The following is a 22,324-nucleotide window of genomic DNA, read 5'->3' on the forward strand; positions in this document are numbered from 1 at the left end:
CGCACCTTTTCGAGACGTACCGAGACGTACCGAGTCGTACCGAGAGGCACCCTCATGAGCACTCTTCCCAAGGTCTCCTGGATCGGCCTCGGCATCATGGGCTCCCCCATGTCCGAGAACCTGGTCAAGGCGGGCTACGACGTCACCGGCCACACCCTGGAGCGGGAGAAGCTGGACCGGCTGACCGTCGCGGGCGGCACCGCCGCGGCTTCCGTCGCCGAGGCCGTCCGCGACGCCGACGTGATCGTCACGATGGTCCCCGCCTCCCCGCAGGTCGAGGCCGTCGCGTACGGGCCCGACGGCATCTTGGAGAACGCCCGCCCCGGCGCCCTGCTGATCGACATGTCCTCGATCACCCCGCAGACCTCCGTCGACCTGGCCGCCGCCGCTCGGGAGAAGGGCATCCGGGTGCTCGACGCGCCCGTGTCCGGCGGTGAGGCCGGGGCGATCGAGGCGGTGCTGTCCATCATGGTGGGCGGCGAGCCGGCCGACTTCGACGAGGCGAAGCCGCTGTTCGAGGCGCTGGGGAAGACGATCGTGCTCTGCGGTCCGCACGGCTCCGGGCAGACGGTGAAGGCCGCCAACCAGCTGATCGTCGCCGTGAACATCCAGGCGTGCGCGGAGGCCGTGGTCTTCCTGGAGAAGTCCGGCGTCGACCTGACGGCGGCGCTGGACGTCCTGGGCGGCGGGCTGGCCGGCTCGACCGTGCTGGCCCGCAAGAGGGACAACTTCCTGAACCGGGACTTCAAGCCCGGCTTCCGGATCGACCTGCACCACAAGGACATGGGCATCGTCACCGACGCCGCCCGGAACGTGGGCGCCGCGCTGCCCGTCGGTGCCGTGGTCGCCCAGCTGGTGGCGAGCCTGCGCGCGCAGGGCGACGGCGGCCTCGACCACTCCGCGCTGCTGCGGGCGGTCGAGCGGCTGTCCGGCGCGCGGGTCTGACCCACCCCCCGAAACTCCGGGCGGCGCCGGCGCCGACATCAGTCCTGTCGCGCCCAAGGCGGCGGCGCCGCCCGGAACCCACGGCCCGCACCGCGACGCCGTACGGCCCGGATGAGGGGTGGCCGTACGGCACGGCGGCGGTGCGGGCGGGCGAGGGTCTTTCGTCCGGATCAGGCCGGCTGTGAGGCGCGGTGCGTCTTCGCGACGCCGGGACGATCCCAACGAAAGGCCCTGGGGCGCCGCGGCGGCGTGCGAGCCAGTGCGGTGGTCAACGCCGCGGCCCGTCTCCTACGACCTGAGGGGAGACGCCCCGCGGCCGTCGCCGCCGCCGCGGCCCCGAGCCCACCGTCCTCCCGGCTGCCGATCCGGGTCCCGGCGTGCGGATCCGCCCGGACCGCAGCAGCCTGGGGACATGGCACATCCGACGGAGCATCCGCACATCGTGGTCCACGCGCCCGCCCTGGACGGCTCCCGGCGGGTCACCTCCGACGACGAGACGCTGGGCGTCGCCACGCACACCGACGACGTGGGCGAGATCCTGCGCCTGTCCGACCTGTACGTCACCGACGTCGAGGACGCGGACTTCATCGAGTGGCAGGGCGGCGGCCCGGACGACTGGCCGGGACTGTCCGAACACCACGAGTCGTGAGCGCGGCCTCTACGGCAACGTCCGTAGGCGGGCTACGGCACCCTCAAATGAACCTCTGAAGACGGCCTCCCGAGGCTTGGGCGGTCCCCGCGGGCGGAACCATCCCCGCACAGGGGCCCGCCGGCACGGGGGCGGCGGGCCCCCTGTCCGAGGGGGTGTCCTGTCATGGCCGACACCGCGCGCGTCCGGGAGACGCCGCACGAGCTCGCCCTGCTGGCCGCGGGGCCACGCGCCGCCGTCATGGTGACCGTCGTCGCCCTGCACCTGCGCGGCGCCGTCGAGGCGGGCGCACGGGGCACGGTGGTGGCGGTCGACAACGAGGCGGGGCGCGCGCTACCGCCCCTGCCGACGCCGGAGGAAGCCCTCGCGCCGGAGAACGACGTCCCGGCGGAGCTGAGGGTGCCGTACCTGGAGAGCGCGGTGCACCAACGGCTGCACCGGCCGTGCGAGGTACGGGAGTTGCTGCGCGACCCGGACGTCCGGTGGGCGGTGGACACGCTGAGGACCGGGCTGGCGGAGACGGGCATGGTGAGTCCGCCGGCGCTGGGTACGACACGGGCGGCACGCCGTCGCCTGCACGTGCTGCGCACCGCGTATCCCGTCCCGGCGAGCCGGGACGGTGACGGCCCCTCCGACGAGGAGAAGCTGCTGGCCGTCGCCCTGCACGGCGAGCCGGCCCTCCGCGCCGTCGTCCCCCGCTTCGCCCTCCGCGCGGGCCTCACCGCACGCGTCCGCCTCCGCCTCCGTCGCAAACGAGCCCTGCGCCGCTTCATCCCCGCCTCCGGCGGCTCCGGCGGCGGCTACACGGGCCCCCACTACTGCGGCGGCTGGGGCGACTGTGGAGGCGGGGGCGGCTGTGGGGGCGGTAGCGGCTGCGGAGGTGGAGGGGGTTGCGGCGGGGGCGGGGGGAACTGAGACGCTGAAGGAGCCCCGGGGCGCCACGCCTCTGTGACTGGGTCGGGGCAGGCCCCGGGGCCACCTGTGTGTGCCCCCGGGGTCCGCCCCTTCCGCGTGCTGGTCAGACCTTGAGGGGCCTGACCGCCGTCGGGGCGTGCCCCGGTTCCGTCGCGACGGGCTCGAACTCGACCACGTCGCTTATGTCGTTGGTGGTCGACATGGCGATGTTCGTGACGCGTTCCAGGATCGCCTCCACGATCACCGGGACGCGGTGTTCCGCAGCGAGCTTCTTCGCCTGCTCGAAGGCCGCGCCCAGTTCGTCCGGGTCGGTCACGCGGATCGCCTTGCAGCCCAGGCCCTCGGCGACCTTGACGTGGTCGACGCCGTAGACGCCCAGCTCGGGGGTGTTGATGTTCTCGAACTCCAGGTTGACCTGGAAGTCGATGTCGAAGGCCCGCTGGGCCTGACGGATCAGGCCCAGGTAGGCGTTGTTGACCAGGACATGGACGTACGGGATGCGATGCTGCGCCCCGACGGCCAGCTCCTCGATCATGAACTGGAAGTCGTAGTCGCCGGACAGGGCGACGACCTGCGCCTCCGGGTCGGCCTTGGCGACGCCCAGCGCGGCGGGGACGGTCCAGCCGAGGGGGCCTGCCTGGCCGCAGTTGATCCAGTGGCGCGGCCGGTAGACGTGCAGCATCTGCGCGCCCGCGATCTGCGAGAGGCCGATGGTGGTGACGTACCGCGTCTCGGGCCCAAACGCCTTGTTCATCTCCTCGTACACCCGCTGCGGCTTGATCGGGACGTCGTCGAAGTGCGTACGGCGCTGCAGCGTGACGCGCTTCTCCTGCGCGGCGGCCGCCCAGGCGGAGCGGTCGGGCAGTCGGCCCGCGGCCCGCATCTCCTCGGCGACCTCGACGAAGAGCGCCAGTGCGGCGCGGGCGTCGGAGGCGATGCCGTAGTCGGGGGCGAAGATGCGGCCGATCTGGGTGGGTTCGACGTCGACGTGCACGAAGGTGCGGCCGGCGGTGTAGACGTCGAGCCGTCCGGTGTGACGGTTGGCCCAGCGGTTGCCGATGCCGAGGACGAAGTCCGACTCCAGGAAGGTGGCGTTGCCGTAGCGGTGCGAGGTCTGCAACCCGACCATTCCGGCGTTGAGTTCGTGGTCGTCGGGGATGACGCCCCAGCCCATCAGGGTCGGCACGACGGGCGTGCCGGTCAGCTCCGCGAACCGCACCAGCAGGCCGGCCGCGTCGGCGTTGACGACACCGCCGCCCGCGACGATCAGCGGGCGCTCGGCGGCGTTGAGCATGCCGAGGGCCTTCTCGATCTGCGCGCGGGTGGCGGCGGGCTTGTAGACGGGCAGCGGCGCGTAGGTGTCCGGGTCGAACTCGATCTCCGTCAGCTGCACGTCGATCGGCAGGTCGATCAGCACGGGCCCGGGGCGGCCGGAGCGCATCAGGTGGAACGCCTGCTGGAAGACACCGGGCACCTGCGCCGCCTCCAGCACGGTCACGGCCATCTTGGTGACCGGCTTCGCGATCGACGCGATGTCGACGGCCTGGAAGTCCTCCTTGTGGATCACCGCGGTCGGCGCCTGACCGGTGATGCAGAGGATCGGGATGGAGTCGCCGGACGCCGAGTACAGGCCGGTGATCATGTCGGTCCCCGCCGGGCCGGACGTGCCGACGCACACGCCGATGTTGCCCGGGTGCGTACGGGTGTAGCCCTCCGCCATGTGGGAGGCGCCCTCGACGTGCCGGGCGAGGGTGTGGGCGATGCCTCCGGCCGCTCTGAGGGCCGCGTAGAAGGGGTTGATCGCCGCGCCGGGGACACCGAACGCGACGTCGACGCCCTCGCGCTTGATGATCTCGACCGCCGCGCGGGCAGCCGTCATTCGAGCCATGGAGTACTCCTGCTTCGGGCTTCTCGGAATCGCACTCCCGTCGCGCCCCGCCGCGAGCTTCTTCCGCATAATGGAAACTAACTTCTGCTATCTGGAATGAATGTAAGAGGAGTAGGGGAAGCCCGTCAAGAGAGCGGCAAGCGCGCGGCAAGTACGGGACACCGGCGGGCGGATGGAGGACGATGGACCCGCCTCGAGACCACGGGAGTGGACCATGCCCGAGAGCCTGCCGGTGCGCTGCCCCGACTGTCGGCGCTCGCACCGCTACACGGCACCGGCGTACCCCTGCGCCTGCGGCGCCCCCGTCGCCGCGCCGCTGGACCCGGACCGGGTCCCGGGCCCCGTCGGGCAGCGCGCCTGGCGGGAGGAATGGGTGAGCGTGCGCTGCGGGAGCTGCGGCCTGCGCGGCGAGTGGCCGCACCCCGAACTGGGCTGCCCCTGCGGGACGGTGATGCGCATCCCGGTGGCGGGCGAGGAGGCGTCGGTGCCGGCCGGCAGGACGCGGCGCCCCGCCACCCCCGTGATGCCGATCCGCACCGCGCGGGACGCGGTCACGGCGGCCGTGCTGTATCTGCGGCGCCTCGGTCACGAGGACATCCGGCGCGCGGACCAGCGGCCCACGTCCGGCATCGGACTGGCCGGCCGGGGCGTACTGGCCGCACTGGACACGTCGTCCCGGCCGGCGGCCCCCCGGGACATCGAGTGCCTGTGGCTGACCGCCATGACGGAGTCCGCGTCCTGCCTGTACCTCTCCCTCTCCGGCTACACCGACGAGGCCCGCGACCGCGCCGACACCCTGGACGTGCCACTGTTCCGGCTCGACCTCACCGGCGTCCCCCGGCCCGTCAACGCCGCCGCCGACGCGCTGGACGCCGACGCGGACCGAAAACCCGGCGACGGACGCGCCGGGGCGTCCCATACTCGGCGCATGCGCATCCGTCCCGCCGCCCACGCCGAACTGGCCCGCCTCCAGGAGATCGAACGGGCGGCCGGCGCCCCCTTCCGTGACGTCGGCATGGCGGGTGTCGCCGACGACGCGCCGCCCGCCCCGGAGACGCTGGAGCGCTACCGGCGGGCGGGCCGCTGCTGGGTCGCGGCCGACGCCCACACGGACGTACCGGCCGCCTACCTGATCGCCGAACCGGTGGACGGCGCACTCCATGTGGAGCAGGTGTCCGTCCACCCCGACGCCGCCCGCCGGGGCGTGGGCCGAGCCCTGCTCGCTCGCGCCGCGGACCGGGCCCGCGAGGACGGCCTGACCGCCTTGACCCTGACCACCTTCACCGACGTCCCGTGGAACGCCCCGTACTACGCGCGCCTGGGTTTCCGCACGCTGGGCGAGGGCGAACTCACTCCTGGGCTGCGGCGGATCCGCGCCGAGGAGGCGGCCCACGGTCTCGACCGGTGGCCGCGCGTCTGCATGCGCCTCGAACTGCCGCACACCGCCGGGGCGTCCGACAGACTGTCCGGATGACGATCAGACCGGCACGCGAGCGTGACTTCCCGGGCTTTCTCGACCTGGCGGCCCAGGTCGAGGAGTGGTTCGGACCGATGGTCGAGGAGCCCGGTTTCCACGACGCGGTACGCGAGCACATCGCCGCGTCCCGGGCGTTGGTCGCCCCGTCCTCCGGGCCGGACCTGCTCGGCGGGCTGCTCTTCGGGGCCGAGGCGCCGACGTACCACGTGCACTGGCTCGTCGTCTCCCGCCGGGCCCGCGGCACGGGCGTCGGCCGCGCGCTGATGGAGGAGGCCGTACGGCGCTGGGTGCGCGGCCCCGGCGAGATCGAGGTGGTCACCTTCGGCCCCGACCACCCCGGGGCCGTCGTCAGCGGCGCCCGCGTCTTCTACGAGCGCCTCGGCTTCACCCCCGCCGAGCCCGCCGCCCCGGGCCCGGAGGGCGGCTCCCGGCAGGTCTTCCGCCGGACGGTGGACCGCTGATCGCCACGTGCCCGGCACCGGGCGGAGTCGGCCCGTACGCCCCTCGCCCTCAGGCGACGAGGGTGCCGCCGTCGACGACCGACACCGTGCCGGTCACCCAGTCCTGGTCCATCAGGGCGAGGAACGCCTTGGCCACGTCGTCCGGCTCCGCCACACGGCCCAGGGGCAGGGACGCGGCGAGACCGGCGTACATGTGTTCCCGGTCCGCCTCGCTCATCCCGGACCACAGCGGCGAGCGCACGACCCCGGGCGCCACGGCGTTCACCCGCACCGGCGCCAGTTCCACGGCGAGACTGCGGGCGGCGGACACCACCGCGCCGCAGACCGCGGCCCCCAGGGTCCATCCGGGGCCGCCTTTGAAGGCCGCTGTGCCGCTGGTCAGGGTGACGGACCCGCCCGGCGCGAGATGCGGCACGGCCAGCCGGACGGCCTCGAGCGCGTGGAACAGGCGCAGAGCGAAGAACTCGCTCGCCCCGTCGACCGTGTACTCGGTGAGCGGGCGGCCGGTGAGATTCTCACCGGCGGTGTAGGCGAGGTGGTCGAACGTGCCGATCTCGTCGAAGAGGGCCGCGACCGCGTCGCTGGAGCTCGCGTCCACGGCCCGTCCCACGACGCCGGCGGGAAGCTGTGCGAGGGCGCGCTCGACCGACGCGGCCCGGCTCGAGGCGATGGTCACCGTCGCTCCGGCTTCGGCGGCGCGCCGGGCGACGGCGAGGCCGATGCCGCTGGTTCCACCGATGACGACGATGCGGGAGGAAGAGGTGATGGTCATGCGTTCAGGGTCCGTCCGGGACCGCCGCCGCGTCCAAGACCCTTTCCGTCGTCAGTGATGCCCGCAGGGTATGAGCGAGCGCGATCGCGCGGTTCAGCGCGGCCGAGTCGCGCCCGGCGGCCCAGGCCACGCCGACGGCGCCCGGTGCCAGCCCCGCCACCGGACGCACGACGACGTCGGTCCGGGTGTAGAACCGGGCCGTCGACACCGGGAGGAACGCCACCCCGGACGAGGCGGCCACCCGCTCCAGCTTGATCTCCACCTCGTGCGGATAGTCACCACCGGTCCGCACGGGCAGACCACGCGCGAGACGGGCCTCACGCCACTCGGGAGCCGCGTCCGGGGACTGGAGAAGGTCGTACTCGGCCAGGGCGTACAGACTCAAATCCTCGACGGCGGCGAGGGGATGCGAGGCGGACAGGACGACGATCCGCTCCTCTTGGAACAGTGGCTCGACCTGAAGACCCCGGTGCGGAACGGGAAGGCGCACCAGACCGAGGTCGACACGGCCGTCGAGGATCGTCTCCACCTGGTCGTGCCAGCCCGTGCGGACGAGGTCGATCCGGATGTCGGCGAGCCACTGCCGCAGACCCTGCACGATGGGCGTGACCAGCAGGCCCGGCATGAAACCGATGGCCAGCCGCTCGGTCCCCTGGGCGGCCTGACGGGCACGTCGCTCCAGGGCCTCGGCCGACCGCAGCAGCCGGCGTCCGTCCTCCGCGATGGCCCGGCCCGCCTCGGTCAGGTCGGTACCCCGCGTCGAGCGGTCGAACAGGGTCGCACCGAGTTCCCGTTCCAGCAGCGCGATCTGCCGGCTGAGCACGGGCTGGGCGATGTGCAGTTGCCGCGCCGCCCGGCTGAAGCTGAGCGTGTCGGCGACGGCCACGAAGTAGCGCAGACGCCGCAGATTGAGCTCCGACATGCACAAATCCTACGGCGCGAGGAGCGGCACCGGCGCGACGAGCGGCGAGCACGGTGCGAGCGGTGAGCAAGGTGCGCGCGGGGCTCAGCCGGTCGCGTACCTCTCGCGCAGTTCGATCTTGCGCACCTTCCCCGAGACCGTCATCGGGAAGGTCTCCAGGAGTTCCAGGCGGCTGGGGACCTTGTAGTGGGCCAGGCGGCCGTCGCAGAAGCTCCTCAGCTCGTCCAGGGTGAGCGGGTCGGCCGGGTCGCGGGGGACGACGCAGGCCAGGACCTCCTCGCCGTACCGCTCGTGCGGGACGCCGACGACCTGGACGTCCGCGACCTTCGGGTGGGCGTAGAGGAACTCCTCGATCTCGCGCGGGTAGATGTTCTCCCCGCCCCGGATGATCATGTCCTTGATGCGGCCGACGATCTCCACGTAGCCGTCGTCCCGCATCATCGCCAGGTCGCCGGTGTGCATCCAGCGGCCCTGGTCGATCGCCTCGGCGGTCTTCTCCGGCTCGTCCCAGTAGCCGAGCATCACGCTGTAACCGCGGGTGCACAGTTCACCGGACGTGCCACGCGGGACGGTGACGCCGGTGGCCGGGTCGACGACCTTCACCTCGATGTGCGGCAGGACGCGGCCGACAGTGCCGGTGCGGTGCTCCAGGTCGTCCTCCATGCGGGTCTGGAGGGACACCGGGGAGGTCTCCGTCATGCCGTAGCAGATGGAGACCTGCTCCATGTGCATCTCGGCGACCACCCGCTTCATCACCTCCACCGGGCACGGCGAGCCCGCCATGATGCCGGTGCGCAGCGAGGAGAGGTCGTAGGAGGCGAAGTCCGGCAGGTTCAGCTCGGCGATGAACATCGTCGGCACGCCGTACAGCGAGGTGCAGCGCTCCTGCTGGACCGCGCGCAGGGTGGCCGCCGGGTCGAAGGACGGGGCGGGGATGACCATGCACGCGCCGTGCGAGGTGGCCGCGAGGTTGCCCATGACCATGCCAAGCAGTGGTAGAACGGCACCGGTATGCACACCCGGTCCTGCTCGCTGTAGGCGATCAACTCCCCGACAAAAAGGCCGTTGTTGAGGATGTTGTGGTGGGAGAGGGTGGCGCCCTTGGGGAAGCCGGTGGTGCCCGAGGTGTACTGGATGTTGACGGGGTCGTCGCAGGACAGCTCCGGCCACACCGGGTCCGGGGTGGCGCGGGCGGTCAGGGCGTCCCAGCTCGGGTCGCCGATGTACACGACCTCCCGCAGCTCCGGGCACCTTCCGCGCACCTCCTCCGCCATGGCCCGGTAGTCGCTGGTCCTGTGGCCGAGGGAGGCGATCAGCAGCCGGATGCCGGACTGCTTGAGGAGGTACTCCACCTCGTGCGTGCGGTACGCCGGGTTGATGTTCACCATGATCGCGCCGATGCGGGCGGTGGCGTACTGCGTGAACACCCACTCGGGGCAGTTGACCGCCCAGATGCCGACCCGGTCGCCCTGCGTGACACCGGAGTTGAGCAGCGCGGACGCCAACTCGTCGACACGCTCGGCGAATGCGGCGTAGGTCCAGCGCCGGCCCGACTCCACGTCGACCAGCGCCTCGCGGTCCGGCCAGGCGGCGACGGCACGGTCCAGGTTGGTTCCGACGGTGTCGCCGAGCAGGGGCGTCGAGCCGGTGCCGTGGCTGTAGGAGAGTGCGGTCACCGGAAGTCCTCCTCGCGGTACTCGGCGGTCGAGCCGGCCGCCGTCGCCTCGCGCAGCTCGATGCGGCGGATCTTGCCGGAGACGGTCTTGGGCAGCTCCCCGAACTCCAGCCGGCGGAGGCGCTTGTAGGGGGCGAGCACCTCGCGGGAGTGCTCGAAGAGGACCTTCGCGGTGTCGGGGCCCGGCTCCCAGCCCTCCGCGAGCACGACGTACGCCTTCGGCACGGCCAGCCGCAGTTCGTCCGGCGCGGGCACCACGGCCGCCTCGGCGACCGCCTCGTGCTCCAGCAGGGCGCTCTCCAGCTCGAACGGGCTGATCTTGTAGTCGGACGCCTTGAACACGTCGTCCGCGCGCCCGACGTAGGTGATGTGGCCGTCCTCGTCGCGGGAGCCGATGTCGCCGGTGCGGTAGTAGCCGCCGGCCATCGCCTCGGCGGTGCGCTCCGGGTCGCCGTGGTACCCCGTCATCAGGCCCACGGGCCTCTCCGACAGGTCGAGCGCGATCTCGCCCTCGGTCGCGCCGGGCGCGCCGGAGACCGGGTCGAGGAGTTCGACGCGGTAGCCGGGGCTGGGGCGGCCCATGGAGCCGGTCTTGAGGACCTGGCCGGGGCTGTTGGAGACCTGCACGGCGGTCTCGGTCTGCCCGAAGCCGTCCCGGATGGTGACGCCCCAGGCGCGCCGCACCTGCTCGATGACCTCGGGGTTGAGGGGTTCGCCGGCGGCGACGACCTCGCGGGGCGGGGTGCGCAGCCGGCCCAGGTCGGACTGGATGAGCATGCGCCACACGGTCGGCGGGGCGCAGAAGGTGGTGACGCCCGCCTTGTCCATCTCGGCCAGCAGGCGGGGCGCGTCGAAGCGGGTGTAGTTGTGCAGGAAGACGGTCGCCTCGGCGTTCCAGGGGGCGAAGAGGTTGGACCAGGCGTGCTTGGCCCAGCCGGGCGAGGAGATGTTGAGGTGCACGTCGCCGGGGCGCAGGCCGATCCAGTACATGGTCGCCAGGTGCCCGATCGGGTACGAGGTGTGGGTGTGCTCGACCAGCTTCGGGCGGGCGGTGGTGCCCGAGGTGAAGTACAGCATCAGTGGGTCGCCGGCCAGGGTGGGCCCGTCGGGGGTGAACCGGTCGGGCGCGCCGTACGCGTCGGCGTACGGCAGCCAGGCCCCGCCGGGCTCCTCCCCCACCGCGATGCGGGTGTAGGCGCCGGGCACCTCGTCGAACTTCGCGGCGTCGGCGGAGCGGACGATCACATGGCTGACGCGGCCCCGCTCGACGCGGTCGCGCAGGTCGGCGGGGCCGAGCAGCGGGGTGGCCGGGATGACGACGGCGCGCAGTTTCATCGCGGCCAGCGCGGTCTCCCACAGTTCGGCCTGGTTGCCGAGCATCACCAGCACCCGGTCCCCGGCGGCGACGCCCCGCTCACGCAGCCAGTTGGCGACCCGGTCGGAGCGCCGGGCCAGCTCGGCGAAGGACAGGCGGGTCCCGCCGCCGTTCTCCTCGACCAGGTGCAGGGCCGTGCGGTCGTTGCCGTCGGCGATCACGTCGAACCAGTCGAGGGCCCAGTTGAAGCGCTCCGGCCGGGGCCAGGTGAAGTCCCGGTAGGCGGTGGTGTAGTCCTCGCGGTGTTCCAGCAGGAAGTCCCGGGCCCTGCGGAACTGCTCCGTCGCCGTCGTCATGCGTCCTCCTCGGTGCCGGACCTTGCCGGGCGGCTCACCGCCATCGTGTAATCCGTGATGCAGGTCTCACTACCCCCGAACGGGGGTGTGCGCCCGCACACAGGCCGCGGTGAAGGGGCGATCAGGTGACAGCTGACCCGGCGAGGACGGGCGAGGTGGTGGAGATCCGCGGTGCGCTGGCCCGGCTGCGGCGTGCGACGGGGCTGCCGGTCGCGTTCGGCGGGCTGGTGGTGCCGGGGCGGTGGCAGGTGCGGATCAGCGAGCTGAGCGGCACGGCCACCCCGGCGCTCAGCGCGCTCGCGGTGACGTCGGGCAACGGTCTGGGCGGTAAGGCGGTGGCGCTCGCCCGGCCGTGCGCGGTGACGGACTACTCCGTCTCCCGGCAGATCAGCCACGAGTACGACGCCCCGGTCGCCGCCGAGGGCCTGCGCTCCGTGGTGGCCGTGCCGGTCGTCGTACGGCGGCGGGTGCGGGCGGTGCTGTACGGGGCGCTGCGCACCGCACGCCCGCTCGGCGACCGCACGCTCGGGGAGGCGATGCAGGCGGCGCGGGACGTGGAGCAGGCCCTGGTGGTGCGGGAGGAGGCGGCGGAGCTGCTGGCGGCGGCGCATCCGGCGCCGGGTCCGGGGGCGGGCCCGCCGCGGGTGCCGGCGTCGGGGGCGCACCGGGAGCAGGTGCGGGAGGCGCACGCGGCGTTGCGGGCGCTGGCCCCGCGGATCACCGACCCGGCGCTGCGGGCGGAGCTGCTGGACGTGTGCGCTCTGCTCACGGCGCGGGAGGCGCCGTCCGGTGCGGTGCGGCTCGCGCCGCGGGAGGTGGATGTGCTCGCCTGTGTGGCGGCGGGGGCGACGAACGGGGACGCGGCCGGGCGGCTCGGGGTGACGGCTGAAACCGTCAAGGCGTATTTGCGGTCCGCCATGCGGAAACTGGGGGCCCGGACCCGGGGTGAGGCGGTGGTCGCCGCCCGCCGGGCCGGGTGGTTGCCGTAGGTTTGCGGTGTTCTCCCGCGCACGGTATTACCGCGAGTACCCCATGGGATTTACCGAAGATCGGCCCGCTGTAATTTGCCTCACTACACCGTCCGCCCGGAATTGAGGACCCTGTTGCCTAATATTGGCCAGGACACGCCACACGGAGGGGAGCGGTGACCGTGCGACGGGACGACAAGGAGCCTGCCAGGTGCCGCCCCGACCTGGTCATCGGCCGGGAGGAGCTGGTCGCCGACGCGCGGGAACAGCTCGCGCGCGGCGGCAGTGTGCTGCTCCACGGCCCCGCCGGAATAGGAAAGTCGACCGTGCTGCGGGCACTTGCGGCGGAAAACGCGGGTGCGACATCGCGTGTGTTGCGCTGCTCGGCCACGGAGTCCGAATCCCATCTGCCGTTCCTGGCGCTGGCGGACCTGTTCGGTCTGGTGCTGGACGAGGTGGCCCCCCGGCTGCCCGCCGCCCAGCGCACGGCGCTGGAGTCGGCGCTCACCGGGCGCGGCGAGTCCACCCTCCAGCGGGACGGCCTGGCCCTGCGGCTCGCGGTGCTGTCCACGCTGCGCGCGCTGTCCGCCGAGGGCCCGGTGCTCGTGGTCGCCGACGACCTCCAGTGGCTGGACCCGGCCAGCGCCGAGCTGCTCGGCTTCGCCGCCCGGCGGCTGGGCGACAGCCCGGTACGCATGCTGTGCGCGGTGCGCACCGAGGGCGAGGAGTACGACCGTCATCTGCGCGCCTGCCCGCCGGACACGCTGACCGTGCGGCTCGGTCCGTTCTCCCGCACCCAGGTGTCGGCGCTGCTCGACCACCGTGGCTACACCAGCCTGTCCCGCTCGACGGTGCGTGACATCCATCGCACCAGCGGCGGCAACCCGCTGTTCGCGCTGGAACTGGGCCGCGCCCTCGCGGAGAGCCCCACCCGGCCGCGCCCCGGTGAGCCGCTGCCGGTGCCGACCTCGCTGCGGGCACTGGTCCTCAGCCGCCTGGAGATGCTGTCCGACGAGGCCCGCCGCACCCTGCTGGTGGCCAGCGCGGGCGCCCGCCCCACCCTGGCCCTGCTGCACGCGGCCGGCCGGGACAACGCGGAGGCCGAGACCGCCCAGGCCGCGTCGCTCGGACTGCTCATCACCGACCCCGAGGACCCGGCGCTGCGCTTCACGCACCCGCTGATCTCCGCCGCCCTCTACGCGGAGGCGCCGGCGCGGGAGCGGCGGGCCGCGCACACCGCGCTGTCCACGGCGGCCTCCGACCCGATCGAACGGGCCCGGCACCTGGCGCTCGCGGCCACCGGACCCGATCCGGAGGTGGCGGCCCGGCTGGCCGAGGCGGCCGCGATGGCCCGGGACCGCGGGGCGCCGTCGGTCGCCGCGTCGCTCGGCCTGCTCGCCGCCCGGCACACGCCGGCGGACGGCACGCCCGCCCCCGACGAGCGGCGTCTGCAGGCCGCCGAGGACGCGATCACCGCGGGCGAGGTCGACCTGGCCCGGGACATAGCCCGCGAGGTGCTGACCCGGGCGACGGTGCCCGCCGAGCGGGTGCGGGCGTGGATGGTGGTCATCGAGGCGGCCGGGCAGGCGCTCGGCGAGGTCGACGCGGTCTTCCCGCAGGTGCTCGCGGACGCCGGGGACGACCCGCGCCTGCTCGCCCTGGTCCACTACCAGCTGGCCTGGCGCGAGGTCGTGGTCAACGGCGACTTCGCCAAGTCCCGGCAGGAGGCGGCGCACGCGGCTGAGCTGGCCGCGCGGGGCGGGGACCGGCGCACCGAGCTGATGGCGCTGTCCTTCCAGTCGTCCACCGAGACCCTGATGGGCCACCCCGACGCCCCCGCCACCATCCGGCGGGCGCTCCAGGAACCCCAGGACCCGGACGTGGCCAGCCACCACAACGGCGCCGCGATGGCCCGCTTCCGCTGGCTGCTGATGAGCGACCAGCTCCCCGAGGCCCGTACGGCGATCACCGCGTTGCTGCGGGAGGCGCGGCGGCGCGGCATGGTCGAGAGCGAGGTGCACTTCTCCCGGCTGCTCGCCGACACCGAACTGCGCTTCGGGCACTGCGGGCGGGCCCTGGACCTGGCCGGGGAGAGCCTGCGGCTGGCACGGGACTCCGGCATCGGCGAGAGCGCGTCCGCGATGCTGGCCTCGGTGGCGGAGGCCTCGGGCGGTGACGTGGACCGGGCGCTGGCCCTGGCCCGGGAGTCCGCCGACCACGCCGAGGTGGACGGCGACCAGCTGTACCTGTCCCTGGCCCTGGCGGCCCTCGGCTACGCGCAGCTGGTGTCGGGCGACGCGCAGGCCGCGGTGCGTTCGCTGCGCCGGGTCCGGGAGCTGGAACAGGGCATGGGCATCACCGACCCGGCGCGCGGGCGCTGGCAGGGCGACCTCGCCGAGGCGCTGGTGCGAATCGGCGAACCCGGCGAGGCGCAGGAACTGATCAACGTCACGCGGGTGCACGCGCTGCGCCTGAACCGGGCGAGCGTACTGGCGGTGCTGGACCGCGCGGAGGCGCTGGTGCGGGCGGCGCGCGGGGAACACCAGGCGGCCGTCGCCCAGTTGACGTCGGCGCAGGAGCGGCTGGCCAAGCTGGGCCACGGCCTGGAGGAGGCGCGGGCCGCGTTCGCGCGGGCCCGGCTGCGCTCGCGGGGCCCGGGTCCCGCCGGGTACGACGAGGCGGCCCGGCTGTTCCGGCGCTGCCGCGCGCTGCCCTGGCTGCGGCAGGTCGACGAGGCCGTGGCGGCCGGTCCGGCGGAGGCCGAACCGGTACCCGCGGCGACCCCGGCCGCGCTGGACGGGCTCGCGTCGATGGAGCGTCAGGTCGCGGCGCTGGTCATGGAGGGGGCGACCAACCGGGAGATAGCCGGGCGGTTGTTCATCAGCGTCAAGACCGTCGAGGCGACGCTCACCCGGGTGTACCGCAAGCTGGGCATACGGTCCCGGGTGGACATCGTGCGGCTGGCGGCGGGGCGCCGCGCGCCGTAGGTGACCCGGGTCACGACCCCTCCGCGGGCCGTGCCACGATGGGAACGTGCCCGGCGCCGCTTCGGCCACCGTGACCGGAAATGTACCGGCGCGAGCCCGGCGACCGAGGGTTTTCCCTGTCCAACTCCCTTAGGGGGTTCCCTCATTGGGGCGCCCCCTGGACCGGTCCTAGCGTGTGACACGTGCCGATCGCCCGGGCACATCGGGGCCACCCCCCGATACCCGGCCCCCACCGTGCGACCCCCCACCGGCAACTGGAGGAGACCCATGCCAGGGCTCACCCGCACCAGACGGTCCGCCACCGGACGCGCCACTGCCGCCGCGCCCGCGCCTGTCTTCTCCTCCGCCTCTTCCGTCGTCTCCGCCGTCTTCGTCCTGACCGCCGACGCGGGGCGTGCGTCGCGCCGCCGTCCGGGGACGGCCCTTCGATTTCCTGAGTAGCCCTCAGGTCATGACCAGGGGGCGTTGCGGGCTTCCACGAGCAGCCCGCAACGCCCCCTCTCCATGCCCGGGTTCACGCCCCGGGTTCACGTCCCGGGTTCACGCGCCGGGTCCATGTCCCGGGTCCACGTCCGAGGTGGTCAGTCCCGCACCGTCCCGAAGCGGATGTCGTACGCCGCGCCGGGGTGCATGACCCCCAGCATCCGCTCCGCCTCGGCGGTGACCTCCTCACGCGCCGCCTTGTCGAGCCGCCCGAAGGGCTCGACGACGAGAGCGTCCTCGTCCAGCCGCCACAGTCCCGCCAGGAAGCCGTCCACGAGGAGGGTGCGGTAGGCGACGTTCCCCTTCCAGTGCCGGCCCTTCAGCTCGGCCGGGACGACCCGCGAGCGGTCCGCGTGCGACAGCAGCAGATTGTCGAACTCGGGCAGGAAACGCGGCGGGGCCGGGGTGTCCGGGTCGGGGCGGGGCGCGTCCGGGAGGTCGAGGAGTTCGGTGCCGTTCTCGTCCCGGAAGGTGGCCAGCCGGGGCCGCAGGCGCTCGAACGCGTCCCGGAGCCGGGTGAGTCCGGCCCAGGTCTGCATGTCCTTCACGGACGCCGGCCCGAAGGCGGCTAGATAGCGCAGCACGGTGTCGTCCGGTGCGGGGGCCGGCTCGGCGGGGCGGCCCAGCCAGTGCTCGGCGGTGGTCAGCCGGACCTGGCCGCTGCGGCCCCACAGCCCGCGCGGGGTGACCTGCACCAGCGGCAGCTTGCAGCGGGCGGCGACGGACAGGGCCTGCGGATCGGCGTCCGGCCAGTCCTCCAGCAGCGCCTCGCGCAGCTCCTTCATGGTGCGCGGTTCCGCCTCGACGAGCCCCCGGGCGCGGACGGCGAGGCGGTCCAGGTCGACGCCGGCCAGCCCCGACCGGAACAGGTGCAGCTCCCGGTCGCGGGCGGCCTGCACCAGGGGCCGCAGGGTCAGGCAGTCGTCGGCGGTGTGGGTGTGGATGGTCGAGCGGAGGGTGACGATACGGACCACCGTGCGGTCGGCCATGGGCCCGGACAGCGCCTCGGGGGTGAAGCCGTCGAGCCGGGCGGCGAGCGCGTAGTACGGCGGCTTGACGCTCTGCGCCTGGAGGCCGACCAGGTGCGTGACGGCGTCCGTCGCGGACATCGGTGAGCGGCGCAGCAGCAGCTGCCGCTCCAGGGTCGCCCGGTTGAGCGCCCGGGTGCTGAGCACGGGCGCCGACGCCGTGGTGGTCCGCTTCGTCTTCGTCATGGGCTCACGCTAGCGGGGTACTAGGTCTGATTGTGTCCTCATTGCCTCGCCGGGACAGCTGTCGCTTTCCCGGACAGAACGCGGCGGACTGTAACGCCACGGTGCCCGAACGGCGCTGAATCCTCTGGGGCCGGACTCCGGCCCCTCCTAGTCGTCCCCCCACGAAGGAAACCCCCCATGACATCCTCCGCCCCCTCCCCCGACGGCCTGCCGGTCTACGACCGACTCGTGCGTGAGCGCGGTGACGTCGTGGCCGAGGTTCGCGAGGTGGCCGAGCGGACCCAGTTCGAGGCCCGCCAGGCGCTGGCGGGCACGGTCCGTCCCCGTCAGCCGCAGGGCGGCACCCGCCCGCCCCAGAGCGGCCCCCGCCGGCCCCCGCACCCTGGGCTGCCGCAGGGAGCGGGTCAAGGTCAGGGTCCGGGGCAGGCGCAGGGTCACGGGCAGGCGCAGGGTCAAGGCCAGGGGCCGGAGCTGCCTCAGCGGCAAGGGCAGGGGCAGGCGCCCGGGCACCGTCGGGACCTGGGGCCGGGTCAGGGTCCGGACTCCGGGCAGGGGCGCGGTCCCGGACAGGCTCAGGACCGTGGGCCGGGGCAGGGGCAGCACCCTGAGCAGGGTCCGGGTGAGGGGCTGCCGCAGCGCCCCGGAGGAGGCCGGCCGCAGGGGCAGGAGCATGCCGGACCGGCGCAGGATGAGCGACGGGCGCAGAGGCCCGGATCGGGGCAGGAGCCGGAGTTCGGTCCGACGCACGGGCAGGGGCAGGAAGCCCGGCAGGGGCAAGGCCCCGGACAGGGGCAAGGCCCCGGGCTGCCGCAGCGCCCCGGACCGGAGGGGGGCCAGGGGCTGCCGCAGCGCCAGGGACCGACTCAAGGGCACGCTCAGGGCCAGGGGCCCGGGCAGGCACAGGGCCCGCGGCTGCCCCGGCGCCCCGGACCGGGCCAGGCCCCCGGGCAGGCTCAGGGACCCGGGCACGCCCCGGAAGGCCGACGCCCGCAGGGGGCTCACCGGCCGCAGGGGGCCCCGCAGCCGGCGGGCCCCCGTGGGCAGGACGGCGGCGGATGGCAGGAGGCACCGCGGCCCGACGCCGGCTGATCCCGCCCGCACCGCACCGATTGCCCTCCGGCCCGGAGGGGCACTCGGTGCGCTGTGCACGACGAACGGCTGAGGAAACCGCACCGTGTCCTCCTGACCGGCTGGTTCAGCTTCCGCGACGGGGAGGCGACCGCCGGGGACGTCCTCGCCCTGCGCCGGGTCGAGGACGTACTGCGCGGCACCGGCATGGCGTACGACGTCGTCTGGAGCCCCGGCTTCCGGCCGGACGCCCTCCACTTCGACGGCGTACGCCCCCACGACTACTCGCACCTCGTGTTCGTCTGCGGTCCGCTGCACGGGCCGCAGATCGAGGAGCTGCACCGGCGGTTCGCGCACTGTGTGCGGATCGCCGTGGGCACGTCGGTGATCGACCCCGGCGGCCCGGCGGTGACCGGCTTCGACCGGGTGCTGGCACGGGACGCGCCCGGCAGCGAGCCCACCGAGGACCTGGCGGCCCGCGCCCCGTCCGCGCCCCCGCGGCCCGTGGTGGGGGTGATCCTGACCCACGGGCAGCAGGAGTACGGTCCGCAGCGCCGGCACGGGCAGGTCGCCGAGCAGGTGACGCGCTGGCTGGCCGGGAAGGACTGCGCCCGCCTGGAGCTGGAGACCCGGCTCGACACCAGGGACTGGCATCTCAGCGCGACCCCCGCGCAGGTGCAGTCCGTGCTGTCGCGGCTCGACCTCGTGGTCACCGACCGGCTGCACGGGCTGGTGCTGGCCCTGCGGGTCGGCACGCCGGTGCTCGCGATCGACCCGGTGGCGGGCGGTGCGAAGGTGACGGCGCAGGCGCGGGCCTGCGGCTGGCCGGCGCTGCTGGCGGCCGAGCAGGTGGACGGACGCCGGCTGGAACGCTGGTGGGACTGGTGCCTGACCTCGGGCCGGGTCGCGGCACGGCAGGCCCGTGAGACGTTCCGCGAGGGCCGGGTGCCGGACGGCGCGGACCGTCTGGTGGAGGCGCTGTCAGCCGCCTCCGCCGCCGGTTAGGGCGGACGCCCGCCGGGCACTCGGAGGTCCGTCCCGTAGGCGGTCGTTGGAGGAGAGACGATGTCCATCGGTCGGCTCCCTGAGCACGAACAGAACATCCTCGACGAGATCGAGCGGTCGCTGCGGCGCGACCGCCGGCTCAACCGGCTGCTGCGCGGACAACGGGCCCGCCGGCGCCCCGACCTCAAGCGCCTGCTGGGCCGTCCGGCGACCTGGAGCCCCCGCGGGCGGACGGTGGCCCTGCTGGTCGTGGTGTCGGTGGCCCTGGTGGTGACCGGCATCGTCACCTCGGCGCCGTGGGCGCTGTGGACCTTCGCCGCGGTGTGGCCCGTGACGCTCTTCGCGACGTTCCGCCTCCTGTGCAGGTGGTCCGGCACCTGACCCTCGCCGGACCGGGCGGGCGTCCGACCGGGAGACGGGCGCCGCCCCGACCCCCCGTCAGCCCGTGTAGCGGCGGGCCTTGCTGGTGCGTTGGGTGGGCTCCAGCAGGCGCAGACGGGACTCCACCTCGTGCGGGAGGACCCGGCGTTCACGCAGCACCCACGGCAGGGCGGCCGCCGCCTCGGTGAAGGCGAGCAGCGACGTGGTGTCGCGCGGCACCGTACGGGCCAGGTTCAGCGTGCGCCGCAGCGCGGGTCCGACGGGCCGCCGCAGCCACGTGAACCACAGGGTGTTGCGGATGCCGTGCCGGCGGCGCAGCGTCGCGTCCCGCGCCTCGGAGGCGTGGTGATGGATCGTGAGGTGGTCGGCGTACGTCAGCCACCAGCCGTCGGCCGCGAGGTCGGCGGCGAGCAGCTCCTCCTCGCCGCCGAGCCACAGTTTCGGGTGGAAGCCGCCCGCCGTGCGGAAGGCGTCGGTGCGCAGCACGGTCGCGGCGGCGAGGAAGGAACCGAGCGCGGGTCCGGGCAGCCACGGCGGTGCGGGCAGCGGGGACTCCCGCAGTTCGGTGACGATCGGGTCGTCGGTGCCGTGCGGTTCGACGACGATCCGGGCGGTGACCGACACCACGGCCCGGTGCCGGTCGAGCAGGTCGGCCGCGCCGGACAGCGAGCCGGGCGACCACCAGGAGTCGTCGTCGCAGAAGGCGACGTAGGGCGTACGGACCTCCCGCACCGCCAGGTTGCGGCCGACCGCGCCGAGGTTGCGCCCGGGGCGCAGCAGCCGGACCTGCGGGTGGTGGCGGGCCACGGCGTCCGCGGTGCCGTCGGTGGAGCCGTTGTCGGTGACGATCACCTCGGGCCGCTCCGGGAGTTCGGCGAGCCGGCCGAGGGTGCGCAGCAGTTCCGGGCGGCGGTTGTGGGTGATGACGACGACGGTCGTGCGCGGGTCGGTCATGCGGTGGTCCCTTCCGGCTGCAGCAGGCGGGCGGCCCGTTCCACGTGCGGGGGCAGCGGCCGTCGGTCGCGCAGGGCCGCCGGCAGCCGGGTGAGGGTCTGGCCGAGGGCGCGCCGGGCCGTCCCGTCGGCGCGTGCCTCGGCCGCGAGGACCCTGGTGCGGGCGAGGGCGTAGGGGACGGGGCGGCGCAGCCAGGCGGTGAGCACCTCGTTGCGGCGTTGCTGTGCCGGGCGGCCGGGGCGGGCGGAGGTCGCCGGGTGGTGGTGGGCGACGACGTCGGGGCAGTGGGTGACGCCCCAGCCGCGGGCGGCGAGGTCGTAGGCGAGGCAGGTCTCCTCGCCGCCGAAGAACAGCACCCGGTGGAAGCCGCCGGCGTCGAGGTAGGCGCTGCGGCGGACCACGGCGCCGCAGGCGAGGAAGCCGAGCACCTGCGTGCCGGGGAGGTCGGCGGCGGGGCCGAGCGGGGAGGCGGCGAGGAGGTCGTTGAGCGGGTCGGAAGCGGCGTCCGGGCCCACGAGGGTGCGGGCGGCGATCAGCCCGAGCCGGGGATGGGCGTCGAACAGGTCGGCCGCGCGGGCGAGCGCGCCGGGCGCCCACCAGGAGTCGTCGTCGCTGAACGCGATGTACGGGGTGTCGAGGGCCCGGGCGCCGTGGTTGCGGGCGAGGGCGCCGTGGTTGACGGGCAGGGCGAGGACGCGCACGTGGGGGAAGTCGCGGGCGACCATGGCGCGGGTGTCGTCGGTGGAGGCGTTGTCGGCGACGAGGATCTCCGGCCGTTCGGGCAGCTCGCTGAGGTGCCGGAGCGTGACGGCGAGCCGTTCGCGGCGGTCCCGGGTGGCGATGACGACGCCGGTGCGGCGGTGGGCGGTCATGAGGCGGGCTCCCCGGGGGCGGGCAGGCGGTGGAGGGCGTCCAGGACCTCGTCGGGGGTGATGCGCAGCAGGGCGGGGTCGGGACGGCCGGCGTGCGGGTCGCCCTCGGGGCCGTGCCACAGGGCGAGGTGGCGCGGGTGTGCGGGCGGACCCCAGTGGGCGGGCGGCACCGGGCCGAACAGGGTGACGGTGGGCGTGGCGTGGGCGACCGCGAGGTGGGCGACGCCGGTGTCGCCGCTGACGACCGCGCGGGCGCCGGCGACGAGGGCGGACAGCCGCTCGAAGGGCAGCCCGCCGGAGAAGACGTCGGTGTCGGGCAGCCGGGCCTGCTTGGCCAGCCGGGCCACGAGGTCGGACTCGTGCGCGCCGCCGGTGACGACGACCCGCGGCCCGTGCTCGCGCAGGGCGGTGGCGACGGCCGCGTACCGCTCGATCGGCCAGCGGCGCGCGGGCGCCCCGGCACCGGGGTGCAGGACGACCGCGCCCGGCGCGGGCGAGGGGGCGTGCGGGCGGGGCAGCAGCAGGTCGGCGGGGTCGGCGTCGAGGCCGTACGCGCGGAGCAGGCGGCACCAGCGGTCCCGTTCGTGCTCGTCCCGGTACCAGGGCGGGCCCTCGATGTCGGGGGTCTCCGGGTGCGCGAAGGCGAACAGCCGCGGCGGGCGGAGTGCTTGCAGCAGGCGGTGGCTGGGCGGCCCGTTGCCGTGCAGGTCGACGGCGACGTCGGGAGGCGGCCCGGTCCAGTCGAGGGTGCGGGGGACGGCCCGGCCGGGCGCGGAGGCGGGCAGCAGCCGGTCGACGGCCCCGGTCGCCCCGGCGACGGGGGCCAGGCCGGCGGGCGCGGCCAGCACCATCTCGTGCCCGGGGAACCCGCGCCGCAGCGCCCGCAGCGCGGGCACCCCGGCGAGCAGGTCCCCGAGCCCGAGGGCCCGCAGGACCAGCACGCGGGGGCGCGGGGTGCCGTCCGCGTCCGAGGCGGGAGCCGGGCGGGGCGCGGGCACGGGGTCAGATCCCTTCACG

The 22,324-nt window shown here is 74.4% G+C and carries 19 protein-coding genes and 2 pseudogenes; 10 read left to right on the forward strand and 11 right to left on the reverse strand.

The window, feature by feature from the left end:
* Positions 1-54: 54 nt before the first annotated feature.
* From B100_RS0108330 to B100_RS0108340, 3 genes are all read left to right on the forward strand, one after another.
* The gene (locus tag B100_RS0108330) at positions 55-945 is read left to right on the forward strand and encodes a 2-hydroxy-3-oxopropionate reductase (RefSeq protein ID WP_024883983.1); all 891 of its coding nucleotides are present in this window, start codon (positions 55-57) and stop codon (positions 943-945) included.
* Positions 946-1,357: 412 nt separating this feature from the next.
* Entirely contained in the window at positions 1,358-1,594 is a 237-nt protein-coding gene (locus tag B100_RS0108335; protein ID WP_024883984.1) for a hypothetical protein, read from the forward strand.
* Positions 1,595-1,759: 165 nt separating this feature from the next.
* On the forward strand, positions 1,760-2,509 hold the full coding sequence (locus B100_RS0108340; RefSeq protein ID WP_024883985.1) for a hypothetical protein: 750 nt from the start codon (positions 1,760-1,762) through the stop codon (positions 2,507-2,509).
* A 103-nt stretch (positions 2,510-2,612) separates the two neighbouring features.
* Here B100_RS0108340 and gcl read toward each other — a convergent pair whose 3' ends face one another.
* Positions 2,613-4,397 (reverse strand): glyoxylate carboligase, encoded by a 1,785-nt coding sequence (gene gcl, locus B100_RS0108345; protein WP_024883986.1) that lies wholly within the window; start codon positions 4,395-4,397, stop codon positions 2,613-2,615.
* A 214-nt stretch (positions 4,398-4,611) separates the two neighbouring features.
* On the opposite strand from gcl, the pseudogene B100_RS33780 reads away from it, so the two are divergent.
* The 3 genes and pseudogenes from B100_RS33780 to B100_RS0108355 all read left to right on the forward strand — a co-directional run.
* Positions 4,612-5,277: pseudogene (locus tag B100_RS33780) on the forward strand (hypothetical protein); the annotation flags it as partial.
* Positions 5,278-5,325: 48 nt separating this feature from the next.
* Complete coding sequence (locus B100_RS35340; protein ID WP_078540762.1) at positions 5,326-5,871, forward strand: GNAT family N-acetyltransferase; 546 nt, start codon at positions 5,326-5,328, stop codon at positions 5,869-5,871.
* The gene (locus tag B100_RS0108355; RefSeq protein WP_024883988.1) at positions 5,868-6,335 is read left to right on the forward strand and encodes a GNAT family N-acetyltransferase; all 468 of its coding nucleotides are present in this window, start codon (positions 5,868-5,870) and stop codon (positions 6,333-6,335) included. The genes B100_RS35340 and B100_RS0108355 overlap by 4 nt, the downstream gene beginning before the upstream one ends.
* Positions 6,336-6,384: 49 nt before the next feature.
* Here B100_RS0108355 and B100_RS0108360 read toward each other — a convergent pair whose 3' ends face one another.
* The 5 genes and pseudogenes from B100_RS0108360 to B100_RS0108375 all read right to left on the reverse strand — a co-directional run bounded on the left by B100_RS0108360 (position 6,385) and on the right by B100_RS0108375 (position 11,375).
* Positions 6,385-7,107, reverse strand: a complete 723-nt coding sequence (locus B100_RS0108360) for an SDR family oxidoreductase (RefSeq protein WP_024883989.1) — start codon at positions 7,105-7,107, stop codon at positions 6,385-6,387.
* A gap of 4 nt (positions 7,108-7,111) precedes the next feature.
* A complete protein-coding gene (locus B100_RS0108365) occupies positions 7,112-8,029 on the reverse strand; it encodes a LysR substrate-binding domain-containing protein (protein ID WP_024883990.1) in 918 nt (305 codons plus the stop codon).
* A gap of 84 nt (positions 8,030-8,113) precedes the next feature.
* On the reverse strand, positions 8,114-8,551 hold the full coding sequence (locus B100_RS37530) for an AMP-binding enzyme (RefSeq protein WP_486585605.1): 438 nt from the start codon (positions 8,549-8,551) through the stop codon (positions 8,114-8,116).
* Between the two features lie 45 nt (positions 8,552-8,596).
* Positions 8,597-9,705, reverse strand: a pseudogene (locus B100_RS33785) (AMP-binding protein); the annotation flags it as partial.
* Entirely contained in the window at positions 9,702-11,375 is a 1,674-nt protein-coding gene (locus tag B100_RS0108375; RefSeq protein WP_024883991.1) for an AMP-binding protein, read from the reverse strand. The gene B100_RS0108375 and the pseudogene B100_RS33785, both read right to left, overlap by 4 nt.
* Positions 11,376-11,533: 158 nt before the next feature.
* Here B100_RS0108375 and B100_RS0108380 point away from each other — a divergent pair, with 158 nt between their 5' ends.
* Positions 11,534-12,364: a helix-turn-helix domain-containing protein gene (locus tag B100_RS0108380; protein WP_024883992.1), complete on the forward strand. Its 831-nt coding sequence runs from the start codon at positions 11,534-11,536 to the stop codon at positions 12,362-12,364.
* A 155-nt stretch (positions 12,365-12,519) separates the two neighbouring features.
* Positions 12,520-15,330, forward strand: coding sequence for a LuxR family transcriptional regulator (locus B100_RS0108385; RefSeq protein WP_024883993.1), 2,811 nt, complete (start codon positions 12,520-12,522; stop codon positions 15,328-15,330).
* 581 nt (positions 15,331-15,911) lie between these two features.
* Here B100_RS0108385 and B100_RS0108390 read toward each other — a convergent pair.
* Together B100_RS0108390 and B100_RS36925 are read right to left on the reverse strand one after the other, a co-directional pair.
* Positions 15,912-17,027 carry a winged helix DNA-binding domain-containing protein gene (locus B100_RS0108390; RefSeq protein WP_024883994.1) on the reverse strand — a complete coding sequence of 372 codons (1,116 nt, stop codon included), beginning with the start codon at positions 17,025-17,027 and terminating at the stop codon, positions 15,912-15,914.
* 147 nt (positions 17,028-17,174) lie between these two features.
* Positions 17,175-17,699 carry a hypothetical protein gene (locus B100_RS36925; protein ID WP_158686707.1) on the reverse strand — a complete coding sequence of 175 codons (525 nt, stop codon included), beginning with the start codon at positions 17,697-17,699 and terminating at the stop codon, positions 17,175-17,177.
* A gap of 471 nt (positions 17,700-18,170) precedes the next feature.
* Here B100_RS36925 and B100_RS0108400 point away from each other — a divergent pair, with 471 nt between their 5' ends.
* On the forward strand, positions 18,171-19,100 hold the full coding sequence (locus B100_RS0108400; protein WP_024883996.1) for a polysaccharide pyruvyl transferase family protein: 930 nt from the start codon (positions 18,171-18,173) through the stop codon (positions 19,098-19,100).
* Positions 19,101-19,160: 60 nt separating this feature from the next.
* Complete coding sequence (locus tag B100_RS0108405; RefSeq protein ID WP_024883997.1) at positions 19,161-19,481, forward strand: DUF3040 domain-containing protein; 321 nt, start codon at positions 19,161-19,163, stop codon at positions 19,479-19,481.
* A gap of 57 nt (positions 19,482-19,538) precedes the next feature.
* Here the strand turns inward: B100_RS0108405 and B100_RS0108410 are convergent, their stop codons facing one another.
* Genes B100_RS0108410 through B100_RS0108420 form a run of 3 tightly spaced genes read right to left on the reverse strand, consistent with a single transcriptional unit; the run spans position 19,539 to position 22,305 of the window.
* Positions 19,539-20,435: a glycosyltransferase family 2 protein gene (locus B100_RS0108410; RefSeq protein WP_024883998.1), complete on the reverse strand. Its 897-nt coding sequence runs from the start codon at positions 20,433-20,435 to the stop codon at positions 19,539-19,541.
* Complete coding sequence (locus B100_RS0108415) at positions 20,432-21,307, reverse strand: glycosyltransferase (protein ID WP_024883999.1); 876 nt, start codon at positions 21,305-21,307, stop codon at positions 20,432-20,434. The genes B100_RS0108410 and B100_RS0108415 overlap by 4 nt, the downstream gene beginning before the upstream one ends.
* The gene (locus B100_RS0108420) at positions 21,304-22,305 is read right to left on the reverse strand and encodes a glycosyltransferase family 9 protein (protein WP_024884000.1); all 1,002 of its coding nucleotides are present in this window, start codon (positions 22,303-22,305) and stop codon (positions 21,304-21,306) included. The genes B100_RS0108415 and B100_RS0108420 overlap by 4 nt, the downstream gene beginning before the upstream one ends.
* Positions 22,306-22,324: the final 19 nt, after the last annotated feature.

It is taken from the genome of Streptomyces sp. CNH189, from assembly GCF_000527195.1.

What these genes read in the sequence shown, in the direction of transcription:
- B100_RS0108330 (WP_024883983.1), top strand. Translation starts at nt 55, where the DNA reads ATGAGCACTCTTCCCAAGGTCTCCTGGATCGGCCTCGGCATCATGGGC.
- B100_RS0108335 (WP_024883984.1), top strand. Translation starts at nt 1,358, where the DNA reads ATGGCACATCCGACGGAGCATCCGCACATCGTGGTCCACGCGCCCGCC.
- B100_RS0108340 (WP_024883985.1), top strand. Translation starts at nt 1,760, where the DNA reads ATGGCCGACACCGCGCGCGTCCGGGAGACGCCGCACGAGCTCGCCCTG.
- gcl (WP_024883986.1), bottom strand. Translation starts at nt 4,397, where the DNA reads ATGGCTCGAATGACGGCTGCCCGCGCGGCGGTCGAGATCATCAAGCGC.
- B100_RS35340 (WP_078540762.1), top strand. Translation starts at nt 5,326, where the DNA reads ATGCGCATCCGTCCCGCCGCCCACGCCGAACTGGCCCGCCTCCAGGAG.
- B100_RS0108355 (WP_024883988.1), top strand. Translation starts at nt 5,868, where the DNA reads ATGACGATCAGACCGGCACGCGAGCGTGACTTCCCGGGCTTTCTCGAC.
- B100_RS0108360 (WP_024883989.1), bottom strand. Translation starts at nt 7,107, where the DNA reads ATGACCATCACCTCTTCCTCCCGCATCGTCGTCATCGGTGGAACCAGC.
- B100_RS0108365 (WP_024883990.1), bottom strand. Translation starts at nt 8,029, where the DNA reads ATGTCGGAGCTCAATCTGCGGCGTCTGCGCTACTTCGTGGCCGTCGCC.
- B100_RS37530 (WP_486585605.1), bottom strand. Translation starts at nt 8,551, where the DNA reads ATGCTCGGCTACTGGGACGAGCCGGAGAAGACCGCCGAGGCGATCGAC.
- B100_RS0108375 (WP_024883991.1), bottom strand. Translation starts at nt 11,375, where the DNA reads ATGACGACGGCGACGGAGCAGTTCCGCAGGGCCCGGGACTTCCTGCTG.
- B100_RS0108390 (WP_024883994.1), bottom strand. Translation starts at nt 17,027, where the DNA reads ATGACGAAGACGAAGCGGACCACCACGGCGTCGGCGCCCGTGCTCAGC.
- B100_RS36925 (WP_158686707.1), bottom strand. Translation starts at nt 17,699, where the DNA reads ATGCTCCTGCCCCTGCGGCCGGCCTCCTCCGGGGCGCTGCGGCAGCCC.
- B100_RS0108405 (WP_024883997.1), top strand. Translation starts at nt 19,161, where the DNA reads ATGTCCATCGGTCGGCTCCCTGAGCACGAACAGAACATCCTCGACGAG.
- B100_RS0108410 (WP_024883998.1), bottom strand. Translation starts at nt 20,435, where the DNA reads ATGACCGACCCGCGCACGACCGTCGTCGTCATCACCCACAACCGCCGC.
- B100_RS0108415 (WP_024883999.1), bottom strand. Translation starts at nt 21,307, where the DNA reads ATGACCGCCCACCGCCGCACCGGCGTCGTCATCGCCACCCGGGACCGC.